General features: G+C 42.9%; 17 protein-coding genes. 4 read left to right on the top strand and 13 right to left on the bottom strand.

Annotated elements, in window-relative coordinates; genetic code table 11:
• Positions 1 to 7: 7 nt before the first annotated feature.
• From KS242_RS05610 to KS242_RS05595, 4 genes are all read right to left on the bottom strand, one after another.
• A complete protein-coding gene (locus KS242_RS05610; RefSeq protein WP_217323376.1) occupies positions 8 to 2,830 on the bottom strand; it encodes an AAA family ATPase in 2,823 nt (940 codons plus the stop codon).
• Positions 2,827 to 4,056: a metallophosphoesterase family protein gene (locus KS242_RS05605; RefSeq protein WP_217323375.1), complete on the bottom strand. Its 1,230-nt coding sequence runs from the start codon at positions 4,054 to 4,056 to the stop codon at positions 2,827 to 2,829. Before KS242_RS05605 ends, KS242_RS05610 begins: the two co-directional genes overlap by 4 nt.
• Before the next feature lie 113 nt (positions 4,057 to 4,169).
• On the bottom strand, positions 4,170 to 4,523 hold the full coding sequence (locus tag KS242_RS05600; RefSeq protein ID WP_097042380.1) for a YlbF/YmcA family competence regulator: 354 nt from the start codon (positions 4,521 to 4,523) through the stop codon (positions 4,170 to 4,172).
• A 72-nt stretch (positions 4,524 to 4,595) separates the two neighbouring features.
• On the bottom strand, positions 4,596 to 5,702 hold the full coding sequence (locus KS242_RS05595) for a DUF445 family protein (RefSeq protein WP_217323374.1): 1,107 nt from the start codon (positions 5,700 to 5,702) through the stop codon (positions 4,596 to 4,598).
• Between the two features lie 113 nt (positions 5,703 to 5,815).
• Here KS242_RS05595 and KS242_RS05590 point away from each other — a divergent pair, with 113 nt between their 5' ends.
• The gene (locus KS242_RS05590; RefSeq protein WP_217323373.1) at positions 5,816 to 6,694 is read left to right on the top strand and encodes a PucR family transcriptional regulator; all 879 of its coding nucleotides are present in this window, start codon (positions 5,816 to 5,818) and stop codon (positions 6,692 to 6,694) included.
• 125 nt (positions 6,695 to 6,819) lie between these two features.
• Here the strand turns inward: KS242_RS05590 and KS242_RS05585 are convergent, their stop codons facing one another.
• The 6 genes from KS242_RS05585 to KS242_RS05560 all read right to left on the bottom strand — a co-directional run bounded on the left by KS242_RS05585 (position 6,820) and on the right by KS242_RS05560 (position 11,697).
• Positions 6,820 to 7,026: an alpha/beta-type small acid-soluble spore protein gene (locus KS242_RS05585; RefSeq protein ID WP_077310334.1), complete on the bottom strand. Its 207-nt coding sequence runs from the start codon at positions 7,024 to 7,026 to the stop codon at positions 6,820 to 6,822.
• A gap of 90 nt (positions 7,027 to 7,116) precedes the next feature.
• A complete protein-coding gene (gene fumC, locus KS242_RS05580) occupies positions 7,117 to 8,502 on the bottom strand; it encodes a class II fumarate hydratase (protein ID WP_217323372.1) in 1,386 nt (461 codons plus the stop codon).
• 335 nt (positions 8,503 to 8,837) lie between these two features.
• Complete coding sequence (locus tag KS242_RS05575) at positions 8,838 to 9,677, bottom strand: M15 family metallopeptidase (protein WP_217323371.1); 840 nt, start codon at positions 9,675 to 9,677, stop codon at positions 8,838 to 8,840.
• A gap of 121 nt (positions 9,678 to 9,798) precedes the next feature.
• The gene (locus KS242_RS05570) at positions 9,799 to 10,038 is read right to left on the bottom strand and encodes an IDEAL domain-containing protein (protein WP_217323370.1); all 240 of its coding nucleotides are present in this window, start codon (positions 10,036 to 10,038) and stop codon (positions 9,799 to 9,801) included.
• Between the two features lie 82 nt (positions 10,039 to 10,120).
• Positions 10,121 to 11,383 carry an MFS transporter gene (locus KS242_RS05565; RefSeq protein WP_217323369.1) on the bottom strand — a complete coding sequence of 421 codons (1,263 nt, stop codon included), beginning with the start codon at positions 11,381 to 11,383 and terminating at the stop codon, positions 10,121 to 10,123.
• A gap of 92 nt (positions 11,384 to 11,475) precedes the next feature.
• Positions 11,476 to 11,697, bottom strand: coding sequence for a hypothetical protein (locus KS242_RS05560; protein WP_217323368.1), 222 nt, complete (start codon positions 11,695 to 11,697; stop codon positions 11,476 to 11,478).
• Positions 11,698 to 11,816: 119 nt separating this feature from the next.
• On the opposite strand from KS242_RS05560, the gene KS242_RS05555 reads away from it, so the two are divergent.
• A complete protein-coding gene (locus tag KS242_RS05555) occupies positions 11,817 to 12,677 on the top strand; it encodes a cation diffusion facilitator family transporter (RefSeq protein ID WP_217323367.1) in 861 nt (286 codons plus the stop codon).
• Positions 12,678 to 13,120: 443 nt separating this feature from the next.
• Here KS242_RS05555 and map read toward each other — a convergent pair whose 3' ends face one another.
• Positions 13,121 to 13,876: a type I methionyl aminopeptidase gene (map, locus tag KS242_RS05550; protein ID WP_217323366.1), complete on the bottom strand. Its 756-nt coding sequence runs from the start codon at positions 13,874 to 13,876 to the stop codon at positions 13,121 to 13,123.
• Positions 13,877 to 13,973: 97 nt separating this feature from the next.
• On the bottom strand, positions 13,974 to 14,396 hold the full coding sequence (psiE, locus tag KS242_RS05545) for a phosphate-starvation-inducible protein PsiE (protein ID WP_217323365.1): 423 nt from the start codon (positions 14,394 to 14,396) through the stop codon (positions 13,974 to 13,976).
• Between the two features lie 143 nt (positions 14,397 to 14,539).
• Between psiE and KS242_RS05540 the strand changes: the two genes are divergently transcribed.
• Complete coding sequence (locus KS242_RS05540; protein WP_217323364.1) at positions 14,540 to 15,262, top strand: ABC transporter ATP-binding protein; 723 nt, start codon at positions 14,540 to 14,542, stop codon at positions 15,260 to 15,262.
• A complete protein-coding gene (locus tag KS242_RS05535) occupies positions 15,255 to 16,889 on the top strand; it encodes a putative ABC transporter permease subunit (protein WP_217323363.1) in 1,635 nt (544 codons plus the stop codon). The genes KS242_RS05540 and KS242_RS05535 overlap by 8 nt, the downstream gene beginning before the upstream one ends.
• 47 nt (positions 16,890 to 16,936) lie before the next feature.
• Here the strand turns inward: KS242_RS05535 and KS242_RS05530 are convergent, their stop codons facing one another.
• Positions 16,937 to 17,074, bottom strand: a complete 138-nt coding sequence (locus KS242_RS05530; protein ID WP_217323362.1) for a YjcZ family sporulation protein — start codon at positions 17,072 to 17,074, stop codon at positions 16,937 to 16,939.
• Position 17,075: the final 1 nt, after the last annotated feature.

The following is a 17,075-nucleotide window of genomic DNA, read 5'->3' as shown; positions in this document are numbered from 1 at the left end:
TAAACGTTTACTGATAAGTTTCTTGCATTTTTTTCAGGCAAAGCACTTTTGCTTGCTGTGATAGCTCTGCTGCCGGTTCTTCCCATGAGAATAATATAAACTGCTGTGCATTTTTCTCTTCTTGAAGAATGCTGTAAAACATTGCCCTTCTTTTTTGGTCTGAATGACTGAATGCATCATCAATTAATAACGGAAAAGCTTGTATGCTTCCTATCTTCCTCGAAAGTGCCAACCTCAAACAAAGATAAAGCTGCTCCACCGTTCCATTTGATAAAGACTCGACTGAAAATTCTCTGCCGTGACAATCCTTTACAACTAAGCTCCCTGACTCTGTTAATAATAATTGCTCATAATGAGTAGTCACTTTCGAGAAAAGACGAGAAGCTTCCGCTAATACGTCCGGAAATCGATCTTCTTGAAATGCTCTCTTTGTCTGGAGCAGCATATCAAATGCCAGTTTCCTTACCATCCACTTGCGACCAGCGGAAAGCAGCTCCTGCCTTTGGTACTGCAGCTCATGATATGCACTTGAAGCAGCTGTATCCGATTCAATAGCAGCAAGGTTGAACTCCAGCATAGCCACTTGCTTTCGACATACATCTAATTCTTCTTCAACAGCCTCCAGCTTTGTTTCCAGTTCGGCAATTTTCCGCTCTGCTTCTTCTTGCAAGCAGTCAGGCTCTTCTGCAGCCAATTCTTCTTCAGGCAGAAATGATCGTGCTTGCATGTCATAGTGCTGTACATCTGCTTCTAACTGTTTTCTTTTCAGATAAAGTTCCGATAAGTTCTGGAATTGCTTGTCGTCCTCTGCTCCGACTGCAGCAAGCAGCATTGCTTTTTGTTCTCTCAAGGGGTTGAGTTGCTCTGCCAACGTTCCCATTCGATGCCGGATGTCTGCTGTTTGTACTAACAGCTGCTCTTTGCCATGCCTTAGCTTTCGCTGCCTTTCCATTACATATTCTGCTTCCTGCATAATCTCTCGTGTTGGTAGTGATTCGGATAAGCCGACGATTGTGCCTGCTTGTTCCACGACAGATGTGTAGGTGCACTGCAGTTGTTCCAGCTCATGATTTACTCTTTGTATTTCTTGATCCAGCTGCTCCTTCCATTCCCATTCCCGCACTGCTTTTTCCCAGTCAGACAGCGGTATAGCTTGTAGAAAAGGATAACGTTCCATATGTGCGGTTTCTTGGGCATTCAGTTTCTGATAGGCTAAAAACTGCATGTTTTGCTCCTGCTGCAGATCAGCAAGCTGTACTTCTAAAGGATGACGCTGTTCCTCCAGCTGACGCCACCTGAGCCGCAGTTCTTGCTGCTCTCTTACCTTTTCCTCCACATAAGAAGATGTTTCAGATTGAACAGTTGTATTTTTCTTTTCCAGCCGCCATAACAATAATGCACCACCAAGAAGAATAATACCGCTGGCCGCCAAAATCCAGCTAGTCATTATTATCCCGCTTCCAGCGAGCAGAATAGACAAGATCACTTGCATTTTTATAGCGAAGCGTTCATTAGCACTTGGAGAATGCAAGTTGTCATGGTCTCTCTGATCATGCAGCTGTCGATATTCCTTCTCTGGAATAAGGTTTTGCTGCAGTCTTTCCTGAAAAGTATTAACTTTGTCTATTTCTTGTTTTTTTACCGTGACCGCTTTCTCTGTATGTTCTCGTTCAGCGTTGTGAATCATAACTTGTTCGCGCAAAAGCCGCCACTGCTCTTTTGTTTCCGCTCTGTACATATTACTGGTGTAACGTTCCGGAAATGCATAATGAAGCTTTCTAGCTCTTGCTTCCATCTGCAGTTTAGCTGCTGTTTCCTGCAGTTTTTCCAGCCGCGCAAACTGTCCTCGCCAGTCGGAGCGTTCTATCAGTTTTTGTAATTGGTAATAGGCGGCTTCCTCAATCTGCTGCTCTTCTATCGATAGCAAATCATTGTTCAATCGTTCCGCTTCTTGCTGCTGTACATGCGCCTGTGCTTCCAAAGGCTGCAGTTGGATCTGCAATTCTTGCATACGCTTCATTCCATCTGGCGGAAAGGCTTCTATATGTTCGAGTTGACGTAATTGCTCTCTTGATAAAATGGCTTTTTTTAACCAAGGAACAGCTTGCAAAGATTGTTTTTGTATAGGGATTTGTCTGCGCAAGTCTGCTTTTTCATTTTGCAGTTCCACTATTTTAGCTGCTGTTTCCTGCAGTTTTTCTTTGTCTGGCAAGTAAGTCTCTTCCTTGTTATGCAGTTGTCGTACATGTTGTTCCTGTTCAGCAAACGCACGCAGCATGGAATTGATTTCTGGTTTTCTGCCTTGCGGGCGATAGAGCTGCTGTAAATCCTGAAGCAGCTTCTTCTCTAATTTGTGAATGGCTGCTGTACCAGCTTGTCCTGCTTCAAGCAGAACTCGACCTAGCTGTTCTTTATTTGTAAGCTGCAAAGATGACAGTGTTTCAGTGTCCAGCGTAAATACTTGCTTGTATACGGCAGCATCTAGCCCGCCAAGCTGCCGTTCCAGCCATTGCTGATCTTTTTGGTCTGCTTTTGTATAACAAACTGCTTGTCCATTATGTCGGTCTTGGATGCGTTCCACCATCACTTCCCCTTCCGGAAAGAGCAGCTTGAGTCTGCCGCCTGGTGTTCCGCCAGTTCTTGGCAGATACCGCTGCAGCTCACGTGGGCGCATGCCGAAAAGTATATAGATGAGAAAAGCTTTTAACGTGGATTTTCCTGTTTCGTTCTCGCCATGCACGATGACAAGCGATTGGTCAGCGAAGTCAAAAGTAAAATCATGCAGTTTACCAAAATCATAAATGTGTCCGCCGCTAATACGCATGTTCATTCTACCTCCATGACGGTTTGAAGCAGAAGCTGTTTCGCTTCACCTGCTAGCTCCTGCATCTCTTCTTCGGTATATGCATGCTTGATTTTTCGGAACTGACGATTTGCCATGAGCTCATCCAAGCTGCGTTTGATATCCTCCGTCTTGTACGAGCGGAAAAACAAGGTGGCAGTAAAATCATTCCGTTCCAAGAGCTTCTCTTCATCCAATTCAAATTCTACCTGTACGGTAAATCCTGCCAGTACCGTTAACCTGCCAAGCTGCATTTGCTGTTCATTGACCATATCAATCAGCTCCTCCAGCTGATTCTCCTGCTGCCATTTCACAAGCGGGTCGGCCGCTCCATGAAAGTGCACATATAATACCACATGACCGTACATTTCCTCCCACGCAGCACTTGCTTCCATTAATCTGGCTTCTGCTTCGTATAATGCCCAGCCTTCTTTCACAGAAAAGGTCACTTCTTCAAACCGGATAGCTTGTAAAGGAAGAAACGTCAGGGTACTGGCCTGTCCTTCCAATTCGACCAAATAACAGCCTTTCTCGCCTGTCTCTTTACGATGTCTGCCTTGCATGTTGCCGGGATATACGATGGGCGGCTGCTCTGTCAGTATTTCTCGTTTATGTATATGGCCGAGCGCCCAATAATCAAAGTCGGCTTGTTTTAAGTCCTCTATCGTAAAAGGTGCATAAACATCTTCCGGTCCGCCTGTCATGATACTTCCATGCAGCATGCCAATTTGATATATATTATCTCCCATAGATTGATACTGTTTGCTGACCCTCGTTTTCACATGACGAGCAGTATAACTGAATCCATGAATAGCTGCTGCAGGCACATTATTTTTTGAATGAATAAACGTCTCTACTTGCTCAGATTGAAATATATGTACATTGTCCGGATATCTCATCACTGGTTTATTCCCGGTATAATCATGGTTGCCATATTGCATGTATACAGCAATTTGCGCAGCTTGCAGTTCTTTGCATGCTTCGCGCAGCGCAACCAATGCCTTCAGCGACTGTCTGTTAGAATCAAAAATATCTCCAGCCAGTAAGACAAAATCAACTTGTAACGTAATAGCATATTGTACTAGTTGTTGCAACGCCTCAAATGTACTTTCTTGAAGACGCGTTTTCATCGCAGGGTGTGCAGCGGTCAAACCTTCCATTTTGCTATCCAGATGCAAATCAGCGGCATGGATAAACGTTAATTTTGGCAGCATAGGCATCCCTTTCCGTTTTTTAATTCTATAGTAGCATGCACAATCTGCGAATGCACGTTCGGTTTGTAAATATAAAAGAACTCCTTGCTGTCATAGCAAGGAGTTCTTTTATATTATTGCTCTTCTGATTGACCGTAAAGCTCTTCTAGAGGCTTTGTGATGATACGGCTGATATCATTGATTGCAACATTCAAACGTTGTTCTTGTTCCATCAATTTTGCAATGGATTCATTTTGCTGTACTACTTGCACAACGCTTTGTGCTTGCTGTACTTCTTCTTCTGTAATTTCTTGTCCTTGCATTTGCTTCTGCTGAAGTTCCAGCTGAACATTACGGAAATTCTCAAACATCTGTTTAGAAGAAGAATCGTTCATTACCGTATCATAAGCGGCTTTCAAGCCTTGGAATTCTTCACTTTCACGAATTGCTTTTTCTAGTTCATACGCATGATCGTACATATTAGCCATGGGTACGTACCTCCTCAAATTTACTCAAGTTCCACTATAACAAACAAGCGAACCGCTGTATAGTTCAAGCTATCAGATAAACAGTGCGATAATACCTTGGACAATGCCGATAATACCGCCTAACAGAAAGCCAAGATACGTGATGAGTTTGAACTCTCGTTTGGATATCGCCAGTACAAGGTCTTCGACACGATCCAGCGGAAAGCCAGATACCTCTTGTTCAACCATTTTTGCAAGCTCCAGCTGCTCCATAAGAATTGGAACCTGCCCTGCTAGCCGCTCAAGCAACCGATGCACAAGCAACGATACTTTTTCTGACAACACATCATCTTGGATTGGCTTCGTATACACAGAAAGCGGTGTATCAAGTAACTGGTCCAATGGAATAGCGTGTTCGATCAGCTGCTTTATTCCTTCTTCCACGGTATCTTGTCCAATTGCATGCGTTACATCGTTTATCTTTCTGTTTAAAAGTTTATCCATTTCTCCGGTCAACAGCTGTTGCAACCAACGATTCGTCCCCTCAGACCCTACTGATTCTGTAATAACCGGCTGGATTTTATCTGCGGCACTATTAGGATCCATGAAGGAAGACAGCATACTGCCGAGAAAACCTCTACCTTGCAAGAAACTGCGAACAAGATCCTGTATTTTTCTGCGGCCATCATAACTGTCGACATAAGAAAGCAGCATTTGCTGAATATGCGAAGCAGCATAAGCTGCGGCAGCTTCTTTCCTTCGCTTTAGTTCTTCGGGAAGTAAACTGCCCAGCTCCTTGTCTCCATGCTGATGCAATTGTTCCCTTACAAGAGCTGCCGCTTTTGTATAAAGCGTTTCAGCTTCCAACTTAACTTTCATATCCGCAAGCAGCTGTCTGACTGTCCGTTCAGAACGAAGGAAGCGAAGAACTTCCCGCTGTACCCCTGCATCTACTTTGTCTTGAAAATCTATATCTCGCAGTTTCGCCTGCATGCCTGCGGGTGTAAGCAAGTGCTCCACGACCGTTTTTCCTAAGGAACGCGCTAGGTCATCTCTGCGTTTCGGAATCAATCCCGGTGTAAAAGGCAGCCTCCATTTTCCTATATAAATGGCGCGGTGAGGCTTGAACAGCATTTTGATCGCTAAATGATTTGTAACTCCCCCGATCAGTGCTCCTACTGCCGCCATAGTTAATATCAACCAAATATCTCCACTATTCATGTTTTATCGACCTTTCTGTTTTCTTCGGTTTTAGTATAATACAATTAACACCAATTACAAAGAAACTGTCTGTATGAATAGGAGAGGTACATATGCTGGATGAACTGGAAAAAATGATTTCGGGCATCATAAGAGCTGCTAGTACGGAAATGCTTGATATGGAAAATTATCATTGGTTTCGCTTAGAAGATGGAGATATTATCGGGTTCCCAAAGGAGCAGCTGAATGAGCGTGAACTCGTTTTACTCCATCATCTCGGTTCCCCCATCACTGTCCCGCGAGGATCAAGCAGAGATACCGACTGGTATAATTTGCTTCACGGCATAAAAGACACAAACAACTTTCGTACAGATCCGCTGTATGCTAGTGGCTGCCGGTTTATTTTCTTTCATCTAGATGGCTATATCAGTGCTGATGTTTTCAGAGAAGCAATGGACAGCCTGAGCGATTACCCGCTTGCCTGTGTTTGGTATAATCGGCAATCCGGTTTACTAATTGAAAGCCGCCAGAAAGAGTCTATCTCCTACGAGGAGGTGGTGGATGTGGTGATGTATGATTTATCTGTTTCTCTCCGCCTCTTTGTCAGTCCGTGGCTTGCTTCTTTGGAAGATGCACCAGTTCAATATGCGTGGCTGCATGCCGCTTACAAACAGATGCCGCCTTACTCTGCTAAACATGTCCTTCATTTTCACGACAGCATTCCGCAGCTTCTAAGTACGCTGCTGCCGAACACAGACCGGAATTACATCGTGCAGCATATCCTGCAAGGTATAGATACAGACGAGGAACTGCTGCGGACTATTCAAACATACTTTGCCTGCAACCAAAATTTAACACTGACCGCTAAAAAGCTGTTTATCCACCGAAACAGCCTTCATTACAGATTAGAGAAATTAACAGAACGCACAGGATTGGATATCCGAAGATTTCAAGATGCCTTTGCTCTTTACTTTGCCATTCAGAATATGTAAAGTTTTTGATGCTTCCTTGATTACACTGTGGTCCAGCGAGCGAAATGCAACGCGAGCATCGTTGTGCCAATACCCACAAGAAAGGGACACCTAGTAGGTGCCCCTTCAGCCATTCAGATATAAAATTAGAATTGTTGTCCGCCGTTAAGCTGCTGCTGTGCAGTCGCTACAAGACGTTTTGTGATTTCTCCACCGACAGAACCGTTTGCACGAGATGTTTCGTTACCATCTAGAGAAACACCAAATTCTTGTGCGATTTCGAATTTCATTTGATCAAGAGCTTGTTGTACGCCAGGTACTAGCAATTCGTTTGAGCTGTTGTTGTTCGCCATGTTTGTTCACCTCCTATGCCTATAGTTTGAGCAAGAAGGTGTTTTTTATCAGACTTATATAATGGAACTTCTGGTCAAACATGGAAACCCTTATTTCGGGTACGTCATCTCTTCTGGTTTAATATAGGAATCGAATTGTTCCTCTGTTAAAAGACCGCTCGCCACAGCTGCTTCTTTTAATGTCGTATTGTCTGCGAAAGCTTTCTTAGCAATCTTTGCTGCATTTTCGTAACCAATATGCGGGTTGAGAGCGGTTACGAGCATTAAGGAATTCTGCAAGTTCTTGTCAATCTTTTCTCGATTCGGCTCCAACCCTACAACACAGCGATCATTAAAGGAAAGCATACTATCCGCTAAAAGCTGTGCCGATTGAATAAAGTTATAAGCAATAACAGGCTTGAATACATTCAATTCAAAATTCCCTTGACTTGCTGCAAAACCAATTGCTGCATCATTCCCCATCACTTGCACTGTTACCATGGTAACTGCTTCACTTTGCGTTGGATTTACTTTCCCAGGCATAATTGAGCTACCAGGCTCATTAGCCGGAATCTCAATCTCACCGATACCACAGCGCGGTCCGCTTGCCAGCCAGCGGACATCATTGGCAATCTTCATCATATCGGCAGCCAAGCCTTTTAGTGCACCATGTGCAAACACAATGTCATCATGACTTGTTAGTGCATGGAACTTGTTTTCTGCAGAGCGGAAGGCTTTGCCTGTAGCAGCAGCCAATTCTTCGCACACCTTTTCCGAAAATGCAGGATGTGCATTTAATCCCGTTCCAACAGCTGTTCCGCCAATCGCTAGTTCTTGGATGTACGGAAGGCTTGTACGAATCATCTGCTCAGATTTCTCCAGCATTCGATGCCAGCCGCTAATCTCCTGCCCAAGCGTAAGTGGCGTTGCATCTTGTAAATGTGTACGTCCAATCTTCACGATATCTTGATAAGCTGCGGACTTATCTTTTAGCGTCGTCTTAAGCTGTTCCAGCGCAGGCAAGACTATATCTTCCAACTGCGCCACAGCAGCTATATGTAGTGCTGTAGGATACGTATCGTTGGAGCTTTGTGATTTATTAACATCATCATTCGGATGAAGCCTTGTTTCCTTACCTTGTTCCTCTAGCCACTTATTACCGACGAATGCAATAACTTCATTCACGTTCATATTCGATTGGGTACCACTGCCCGTCTGCCAAACAACAAGCGGAAAATGAGCATCCAGATCGCCCGTTATAATTTGGTCAGCCGCATAGCCGATCGCATCACTTTTATCTTGCTCTAAAAGACCGAGTGCACAATTAGCTTTTGCCGCACTTTTTTTGAGTAATGCGAAAGCGTATACAATTTCTTTCGGCATTGTTTCTGTACCAATTGGGAAATTCTCTTTACTTCGCTGCGTCTGCGCTCCCCAAAATTTATCAGCTGGTACCTGAATTTCACCAATCGTATCTTTTTCTACACGAAATTCCATGATGACGTTCCCCTCTCCAAATGCATTTTTTAAAAGCTGTTATTTTCTTCATCAGACATCCCTATTGTACCAAATAATCTGCATTTTTGCGGCTTCTGCGATATAAGGTTATGTATCTTTTCATTTTTGAAAAAATTTAATAAATTCACTACCCATCTTCCTTACAATATGTTAAAATCAAATTGAATTCGTACACAGATGAGTTAGCTAGGTGCAGTAATTACAAGCACAATTTGACAAGTAAGTTTTAGGCATCTTTATGCCGCTGAATTAGTATGTGACCTCCCATCACATAAATATGGAGCCACCGCCTTCTTTAAGGCAGTGGCTCTTTTTCAGCTCTTTAAATCAGATTCCATTTGAAAATGTTCTTCTAATGTTACGCCCTCTTCATGTATCTGTTTTGCAAGATCTTTTCCGACATAACGAATATGCCAAGGCTCATAACTGTATCCTGTAATATCTGTTTTTCCTTTTGGATAGCGTACGATAAAACCATGCTCATAGGCATGATCTGCCAGCCATTTTCCTTCGTCCGTATTAATAAACGTCTCTTCCAGCGCAAGTGCCATCTCGGCGGATGTTAAATCGATTGCCAAACCAGATTGATGCTCGCTGCGGCCTGGTCTTGATGACACTTTATCTGTTTCTTCCTGGCCTTGTGAAGCGACATTATTTTCATAAATTTGCTTTTGTCGAGCTTCTGAGCGGTATCCGCTTGCTGCCACGAGCTCCATTCCGTCTTTTTGCGCGGCATCGAATAGTTCCTCCAGTGCAGAAGCAGCTTCTTTGCGCATCTTTCTTTTCTCGATATGTTCGTTAAAGTAAAATGGTACATCAGGCTCCACAAGATCCTTTGGTGCCCATCCATCTGGGAACTGTCTTGTCTTGTTAACAACCACTTCTATGCTATCTGGATTATCGACAGTGACTGGTTTCTCAATTGTTCCGATAACATCGTCTGCTTCCTGCTGATGCTGATCGGGCTTTGTTTCTACCGGTTCTTCCTCAACGGCTGCTTCTTCTTCCGCTGCCTGATCTGCCTGCTGATTCTCCGCCTGCTTCTCTGTTGTTTTTGTTTCGTTCGTATTCTCTTTCTGGCTTGTTTGCTGGTCTTGACAGCCGGCTGCTACGAGCACGGCACTTAGGACAGCAAACAACATCAAACGCTTCATTTCAAATTTCTCCTCTGCGTTACTTCTATTATGTAATTATTATAGCATAGCCGTACATTTATTTCGCACACAAAAAGACCCGTCATGTCCACAGCACAACGGGTACTTTTCTTATATATAATTATTCCCATGTGTAAGGTCGGTATGCGGCACTTAATTCCTCGAACAGCTCTTGATCATTTTGATCAATGCTGTCATTGATTTGGGCTTCTAGTCTGTTCTTGTTCCAAGTAAAAAGAAATTCATCCAGCATAAGTTTAGCAGCAAGTTTCACTTCATACGCAATCTCTCGTTTAGCAGATACATAAGAACGCTTTCGATTCGTTCTTTGCAGACGGTAGACAACTTTATGCTTTTTCATGGAACAATTCCCCCTGGTTCCTTTTTTTCATTATGCTGGATATACATCAATTTTGCAACAATTTTCTGACTTGTTCGTTAAATTAGTGTAAATGCGGAACTGGATGGTGCTTGTGATCTTTTGGATCAGGGGGTTTGATGAATTTCAATGTTAATAATGCAGCAATAAAAGCTGTACTGCTAAACGTGACGATAAGCCAGATAAGCTCTGTTTGTAAGAGCAGCGCAACAACAGGCGGACCAGCAGCTACGCCGACATACCGCATCGCACTAAATAGGGCCGTAATTGTACCTCGTACATCTTTCTCCATATTGCTTGTGATAAGAGAATCCAGACAAGGCAGCCCTGCTCCTATTCCAATACCAGCAATAAGGAACACAGCCATCATAAAGATGACATCTTTTGAAAAGTACAAAGCGATTGTGATAACTCCGGCACAAACAATACCAGTAAACGTAATCCATTTCATCAGTTTGGCGTTGCTTTTAATCCACTTCCCTGTCAAATAGGATGCCAGACACAGCGCAGCAAGCGGAATTGCCAGAACTGCTCCTTTCACGATACCGTGCATGCCATATTTTTCTTCTAGAACTGTACTCAAATAGAAAAGAATACCAAAGAGAATAAACATAAGAATTGCGCCTATCAGGAAGATTGCCGTTAACCAGCCGCCATGCTTGTGAAAGGTTGCTTTTGTGCTTTCCAGGAACGTTTTAAAGTCATTTCCCTTCTTGTCATCTTTCGGTTTTTTAATGAGAAAGAGTACGAGGGCAAAAGAGATAGCGCAAAATACAGGAATTGCATAAAAAGGCAGATACCAGAGAAATCCTGCCAGAAGCGCTCCCAGTACAGGACTCAACACCTTCCCCAACGTATTAGCAGTTTCAACTATACCAAGTGTAGCACTGACATCTTCTTCTTTTTCGAACATGTCTCCAACAAGCGGCAATACAACTGGTGCGGCCCCGGCCACACCTACCCCTTGCAGTATTCGGCCAATCATAATCCAAAGGTACGGGCTTTCGCTGACTACTGAAAAGATTCCCGCGATCAGTCCTCCTGCGCCAGCGATTATCAAAGAAGGCAAAATGACGACCTTCCGCCCAAATCGATCGGATAAAAAACCAGCAACTGGGATGAAAATAATGGCTACGATTGAATAGAATGTAATGATAAAGCTTGATTGTAACTTGCTTATCCCCAATTCATCTTCCATTAATGGAAGTACTGGAAGGAGCATGGAATTTCCGAGTGTCATAATCAGCGGAATGGATGCCAATGCAACAATTGCCCAGCGCATGTTTTTTGGTGAACTGCTGTTCGATGTCTTTTTAGTTGTGGCCATGAACTTGTCTCCTGCCTTTCGCAAACTACTCCTATCATTTGCAAAGCAGGTACTTTTTATCCAAATAAAAAATCCCGGCACAACGGCTGGGATCAATTCGCCTGCAGCAGATCTGCCTGATCCATATAAGTCCAATAACAATTGCGCCAGCCTTGTTCTCTGGCCAGCATGTCAAAACTCTCTGCGTCGCTTTCATAAAAACGAATGATTGCTTGCTCGGGAGTAACTTCCCCGGGGTCGATTACGATGTCCAGTTCTTTGTAAAAGCGCATCCCTTCCAAGCTGCCTTCGATAATAACTTTTTCCTGGTTCATTTTTTTCCAACCCCTTCGTATATTGATGTAATGGAAGAATATAATGTATTATCTTGTACCCATTCTGGACATGCAGTAATCTTTCCTGCTCCGGAATGAGATCGGAGGAATCTTTACATATGGGCCAGTATGATAACCTTAAAGCAGGCGAGAAAGGAGCAATGCTTAGCATCGCAGCTTACTTGGTGCTTTCATTTATTAAATTAATCGTTGCCTACATCGGTGATTCAGATGCCCTGCTGGCAGATGGCCTGAACAACACTACAGACGTTGTTGCTTCTGTCGCTGTACTGGCTGGATTAAGAATCTCACGTAAACCACCTGACTTGGATCATAAGTATGGTCACTTCCGGGCAGAAACAATTGCTTCACTTGTTGCTGCGTTTATAATGATTTCCGTCGGTCTTCATGTGTTACTTGATACACTAGAGCGGCTCATGCAGCCCGATTATGTGCAGCCGGACATGCTGACAGGCTGGACTGCTTTAGGATCAGCATTCGTTATGTGGGCAGTATATCGCTATAATTTAGCTTTAGCAAAACGCATTCAAAGTCCTGCTCTAATGGCTGCCGCGCAAGATAACCGTTCAGATGGACTGGTTAGTATTGGCGCATTTATCGGCATTTTTGGAGCCCAGTTCGGTTATTATTGGCTAGATCCGCTGGCGGGATTCATTGTTGGGGTGTTAATTTGTAAAACAGCATGGGATATTTTCTATGATGCGACCTATTCGCTTACGGATGGTTATGATGTGGACAGGTTATTAAAAATACGTCATACAATTGTGCAGGATGAAGATGTGTTGGAGGTTGTAGAAATTAAAGCAAGATTGCATGGAAATCAATCGCTTGTTGATGTAATTATCCGAGTAGATGCCTCCCTTAATGTTGCCCAAGGACATGCCATCACCGAAAGACTGGAAAAGCTGCTCGTTAAGAAGCATGATATATTCCATACATTCATTCACATCGAACCATAGAAAGAAGAGGCTGTGACAAAACAAGATTAATTCATCCTAAAAGCGAATGATGACTAGGTCCATACTTTTAATGCAGCCCTCAGACGGCAGCTACTTTCCAAATTTAGCTGTTATCGTCGAACAAGAATGGCTTTTGAAGTAGATGCCGACAAGAAAATCGCTTTTTATTTCGAGGAGTCTACGTATTCTTTTTATACTAGTAAGGGTCCTCATAACAAGAATCAGGGTAGAAATACACGGAGACTCCCGCGGGAGGAAGGCTAGGGTAGCGCTTTTTGCACGAGGAGGCTCCCCAGCCACCCGCAGGAAAGCGGAGTGTATTTCCGAAGCGATGCTCTCCTATTCCTTTACAATGCAAAATCCAAACAATACTGCTTTTAATTGCAGTATTGTTTGGATTTTTATATAGCTTAAACAGTTTTGTCCCAGCTTCTTATTTCATTTTATTCCTCATCTTGATCTGTCAGGATAACAGGGCCCTCTTTCGTAATAACAATCGTATGCTCATATTGAGCAGACAGCGATCCATCAATCGTACGTGCTGTCCAGTTGTTAGCATCCATCTGGCTGCCCCATTCTCCGATATTGAGCATCGGTTCAATGGTGATAACCATGCCTTCCTTTAAACGCGGTCCTTTATTCGGCAAGCCAAAATGCGGAATATGCGGATCTTCGTGGATTGTCGGTCCAATACCATGTCCAGTAAAGTCACGTACGACAGAATAACCTTCAGCTTCCGCATATTGCTGAATCGCATGCCCAATATCACCAATGCGAGAACCAGGAAGTGCCTTCTCAATTCCCTTGTATAAGGAATTCTTTGTTACTTCAAGCAAACGCTCGGCTGCTTCGCTGACTTCTCCAACAGCATAAGTCCAAGCAGAATCAGCTAATCCGCCATTTAAGTTGACAACCATATCTATGGTTACAATATCGCCATTGTTCAATGGCTCGTTTCTTGGAAATCCGTGGCAGATTTCATCATTAATGGAAGCACATGTGGCATAAGCGTAGCCATTATAGCCTTTCTGTTCAGCAGTTGCACCATGCTTTTCCAAATAACTCTCTACAAATTGGTCGATTTCCATCGTTGTAATACCAGGTTTTATCATTTTGCGGATTTCTTTATGAATAGCAGCAAGCAGCTTACCCGCCGCTTGCATCATTTCTATTTCACGCGTACTTTTACGATTGATCATTCGATTCTCTTCCTTTCTGACGACAATGCTTCCTAATCCATAATAGAGTGTATCATATTATGCCAGCACGGTTAAATTGTTACGCTGACTATCTGAATCAATCCAGCTCTTCATTTCCTTTTATATTAGAATGATTGGCAATGAGCAGCGCACATACGAGAAGTACGATAGCCATCGCATATAACAAAATGGTCAGCGGGTTTTCATGATCAATAATAATCAACCGGATGATGGCTGTAATACCGATGTAAATGAAGTATCGCAGTGGAAAATGATAATCATGGGTGAAGTATTTAATAATCAAACTAATAAACTCAAAATAAAGAAAATAAACTAAAATTCCTTCTGCAAGATAAAAATACGTAACTTCTTCGTTCCGTATTAGCAGCACATCAAAAATAAATACTGTCTTCTTCAACAGAAAAACAACCAGAATCATCGCAAGGATGGTTAACGTGATATTAAGTACTGTCTGCAGTAAAACGGCAATCAATGCTGTTTTCTTTTGTAACTCCCGCATCTATATTCCCCCTAAGCTCGTCTTAGAATATATGAAAAACACGATAGATTATGCGGGGGGATATAAGCTTTTTTTATAGAAAATATGCTTGAACAATTGGAAGATAACAGACAGAATGGAAGTAACAGACAGGAGGGTAAGTATTGATACAACTTGATCATGTACATAAACAATACGGTGGCAGGAAAGCTGTCAACGACATTCATTTAACTGTTCCAAGCGGAAAGATTTTCGGTTTCCTCGGACCTAATGGCGCAGGTAAATCTACTACCATTAAGATGGTAACAGGCATCCTGCCAATTGATTCAGGCACGATTACCATAAACGGCAAAGACATATCAACCGACACAATTGCAGCCAAGCATGAATTTGGCTATGTGCCAGATAGTCCTGATCTATTTCTGCGGCTGAATGGGATTGATTATCTGCATTTTATTGGGGATATTTACGGCATTCCAGCAGACGAACGAACTGCTCGAATTGAGGAATACGCCAAAATGTTCAGTATTTATGAAGCACTTAGCGATCAAATAAAAACCTATTCACACGGCATGCGGCAGAAATTATTTATTACCGGCATGCTCGTACAGCAGCCGTCTGTGTGGATTCTCGATGAACCAATGACTGGTCTGGACCCGAAATCGTCTTATCAGCTAAAAGAGTTAATGCGGCAGCACACAGCAAAAGGAAACACCGTCTTTTTCTCTTCTCATGTACTCGAAGTCGTCGAGCAGCTATGTGACGAAGTGGCTATCATCCGAAAAGGAGAAATGCTGTTTCATGGCACCTTACCGGAAATGAGAGAAAAATTCCATTCTGATGAAAGCTTGGAGCATATTTTCCTGGAGCTGACACAAGATGCATAAACCGATTCGTGCTCTTATTCGTATTCAGTTAAAAATGCAGTACAGTAATGTATTTAAAAAACCGAGCGTCATCATTGGCTTGCTTTTCGGGTTATTCGGTTTACTTTTAATCGCGCTGATGTTTGGCGGTTTTGTCCTGCAAGTGATTGATATAATCTACTCTATACTCGAACCATCAGGAAACGCGGATATTATTTTAGGCGCGTTGTTTCTCATGAATTTCTTCGTGGTACTTCTATTGTCATTAACTTTAATTATGAATGCTTTTTACTTTACTGAAGATATAACATCTTTCCTGCACTTCCCGGTACATTCTTATCAGCTGCTGATTGCGAAATCAGTGAACCCGCTCGTTTATGCTTATATAGTTACGGCGGGGACCTACTTTCCTGTCAGCATGTACTATGGCGTTCTGTCTGATGCCGGCCCGATGTATTATATTTTCGCTTTCCTTCTATACTTCGTTGTCCCAGTTATTCCTTACTCATTGGCGTCTGTCCTTGTCATGTTTGCGATGCAGTTTGTTAACAAAGGTAAAAATAAAGATAGAAGCAAAGTAATCGGCGGCATTCTCGGCTTTCTCTTGCTGATTTTGTTAAATGTCGTACTTCGGTTACAGCATGACCCAGAAAAAATTGCCGAAACGATTGCCTCCAGTGCAGAAGGTGGCGGGATGCTGCAAATGGCGACTATGTACTATCCTCCCGCATGGCTCATGACAAATTTGTTGACAGCAGACAACTTCGGATTGAGTTTGATGTACCTGATTATCGTTTTAGTAATTGCCTCAGCTGCCTTTTGGCTGTTTTATGCAGCATCACAAAAACTATATTTGAAAGGTGCATTAGGACTGAATACGGGATCAGGTAAGCAATTTAACAGCAAGAGATTGTACCGCAAAGAAAATTCCGTTGTCCATGCTTACCGCCGAAAAGAAATACAGACTATATTCCGCACGCCCACATACTTTTTGCAATGTGTTGCTGGCACACTTATTATGCCGGTTTTACTCGTCGTCATTGTTTTCATGGGTGATTTTACATCCGCTGCTTCTTTGGCCAAAAACTTGGACGGCAACGGCCTTTACGTTGCCATATTAGCAGCAAACATCCTTACAATAGGACTTAATCCAGTAAGTATTGTAAGCTTTTCAAAGGACGGACACAGCTGGGAAGCCCATCTTTTTCTGCCATTGAAAATGCGGCAAATTGTTTTTGCCAAGCTGCAATCTGCTTTTTTAATCAACCTGCTGCCAATCAGCGTTATGTTCCTTGTTGCCGTTTTCGTTTTACAGCTGACTGTTTTGCAAGCAGTACTTTGGCTGTTCCTTGCCTTGCTAGTGAATGCAGCTGTGACAATTATCGGGATGCTCAGCGATCTGTATTATCCTAAACTAGGCTGGACAGAGGAAACGGAATTGTTCCAAAACAGGCTCGCAAGTCTTATTGCCATTGTTCTTTCTGTTGGCTCCTTAGGCATTCTGATTGCATTGTTGCTTGTATTGAACATGCAGATGCTTGTTTCACTGTTTTTCACAGTTTTATACATTAGCATCCTTGCTGCTGCATTATTGTTCACTATCAGCCGGCTGCTGCGGTCTGTTGACCGCACAACTCTGACAAAGTAAAAAGAAGCTTTGCACGACCGCGTGCAAAGCTTCTTCGTGTTCATCTATTAATAACAGTAGCCACTGCCATATCCATAATCGTAATTGTTGCCACCTACGTAGCAAGAACCAACGATAATTAAAAGAATAAACAATACAACGAGAAATGCAAAACCGAAACCTTCGTTTCCATTTTCTTTTGACATC

This window comes from Terribacillus sp. DMT04 (assembly GCF_019056395.1).
GTDB classification, from domain to species: domain Bacteria; phylum Bacillota; class Bacilli; order Bacillales; family Amphibacillaceae; genus Terribacillus; species Terribacillus aidingensis_A.
Note: the sequence above shows the minus strand (reverse complement) of the source record. Positions and strands in the feature narration are given on the sequence as shown.

Bases quoted from the DNA above. Each gene is read 5' to 3' on its own strand.
- KS242_RS05535 (WP_217323363.1), top strand. From the start codon at position 15,255: ATGCATAAACCGATTCGTGCTCTTATTCGTATTCAGTTAAAAATGCAG.
- psiE (WP_217323365.1), bottom strand. From the start codon at position 14,396: ATGCGGGAGTTACAAAAGAAAACAGCATTGATTGCCGTTTTACTGCAG.
- KS242_RS05600 (WP_097042380.1), bottom strand. From the start codon at position 4,523: ATGGCTAATATGTACGATCATGCGTATGAACTAGAAAAAGCAATTCGT.
- KS242_RS05555 (WP_217323367.1), top strand. From the start codon at position 11,817: ATGGGCCAGTATGATAACCTTAAAGCAGGCGAGAAAGGAGCAATGCTT.
- KS242_RS05560 (WP_217323368.1), bottom strand. From the start codon at position 11,697: ATGAACCAGGAAAAAGTTATTATCGAAGGCAGCTTGGAAGGGATGCGC.
- KS242_RS05590 (WP_217323373.1), top strand. From the start codon at position 5,816: ATGCTGGATGAACTGGAAAAAATGATTTCGGGCATCATAAGAGCTGCT.
- KS242_RS05605 (WP_217323375.1), bottom strand. From the start codon at position 4,056: ATGCTGCCAAAATTAACGTTTATCCATGCCGCTGATTTGCATCTGGAT.
- KS242_RS05530 (WP_217323362.1), bottom strand. From the start codon at position 17,074: ATGTCAAAAGAAAATGGAAACGAAGGTTTCGGTTTTGCATTTCTCGTT.
- KS242_RS05610 (WP_217323376.1), bottom strand. From the start codon at position 2,830: ATGAACATGCGTATTAGCGGCGGACACATTTATGATTTTGGTAAACTG.
- KS242_RS05570 (WP_217323370.1), bottom strand. From the start codon at position 10,038: ATGAAAAAGCATAAAGTTGTCTACCGTCTGCAAAGAACGAATCGAAAG.
- KS242_RS05585 (WP_077310334.1), bottom strand. From the start codon at position 7,026: ATGGCGAACAACAACAGCTCAAACGAATTGCTAGTACCTGGCGTACAA.
- fumC (WP_217323372.1), bottom strand. From the start codon at position 8,502: ATGGAATTTCGTGTAGAAAAAGATACGATTGGTGAAATTCAGGTACCA.
- KS242_RS05565 (WP_217323369.1), bottom strand. From the start codon at position 11,383: ATGGCCACAACTAAAAAGACATCGAACAGCAGTTCACCAAAAAACATG.
- KS242_RS05575 (WP_217323371.1), bottom strand. From the start codon at position 9,677: ATGAAGCGTTTGATGTTGTTTGCTGTCCTAAGTGCCGTGCTCGTAGCA.
- map (WP_217323366.1), bottom strand. From the start codon at position 13,876: ATGATCAATCGTAAAAGTACGCGTGAAATAGAAATGATGCAAGCGGCG.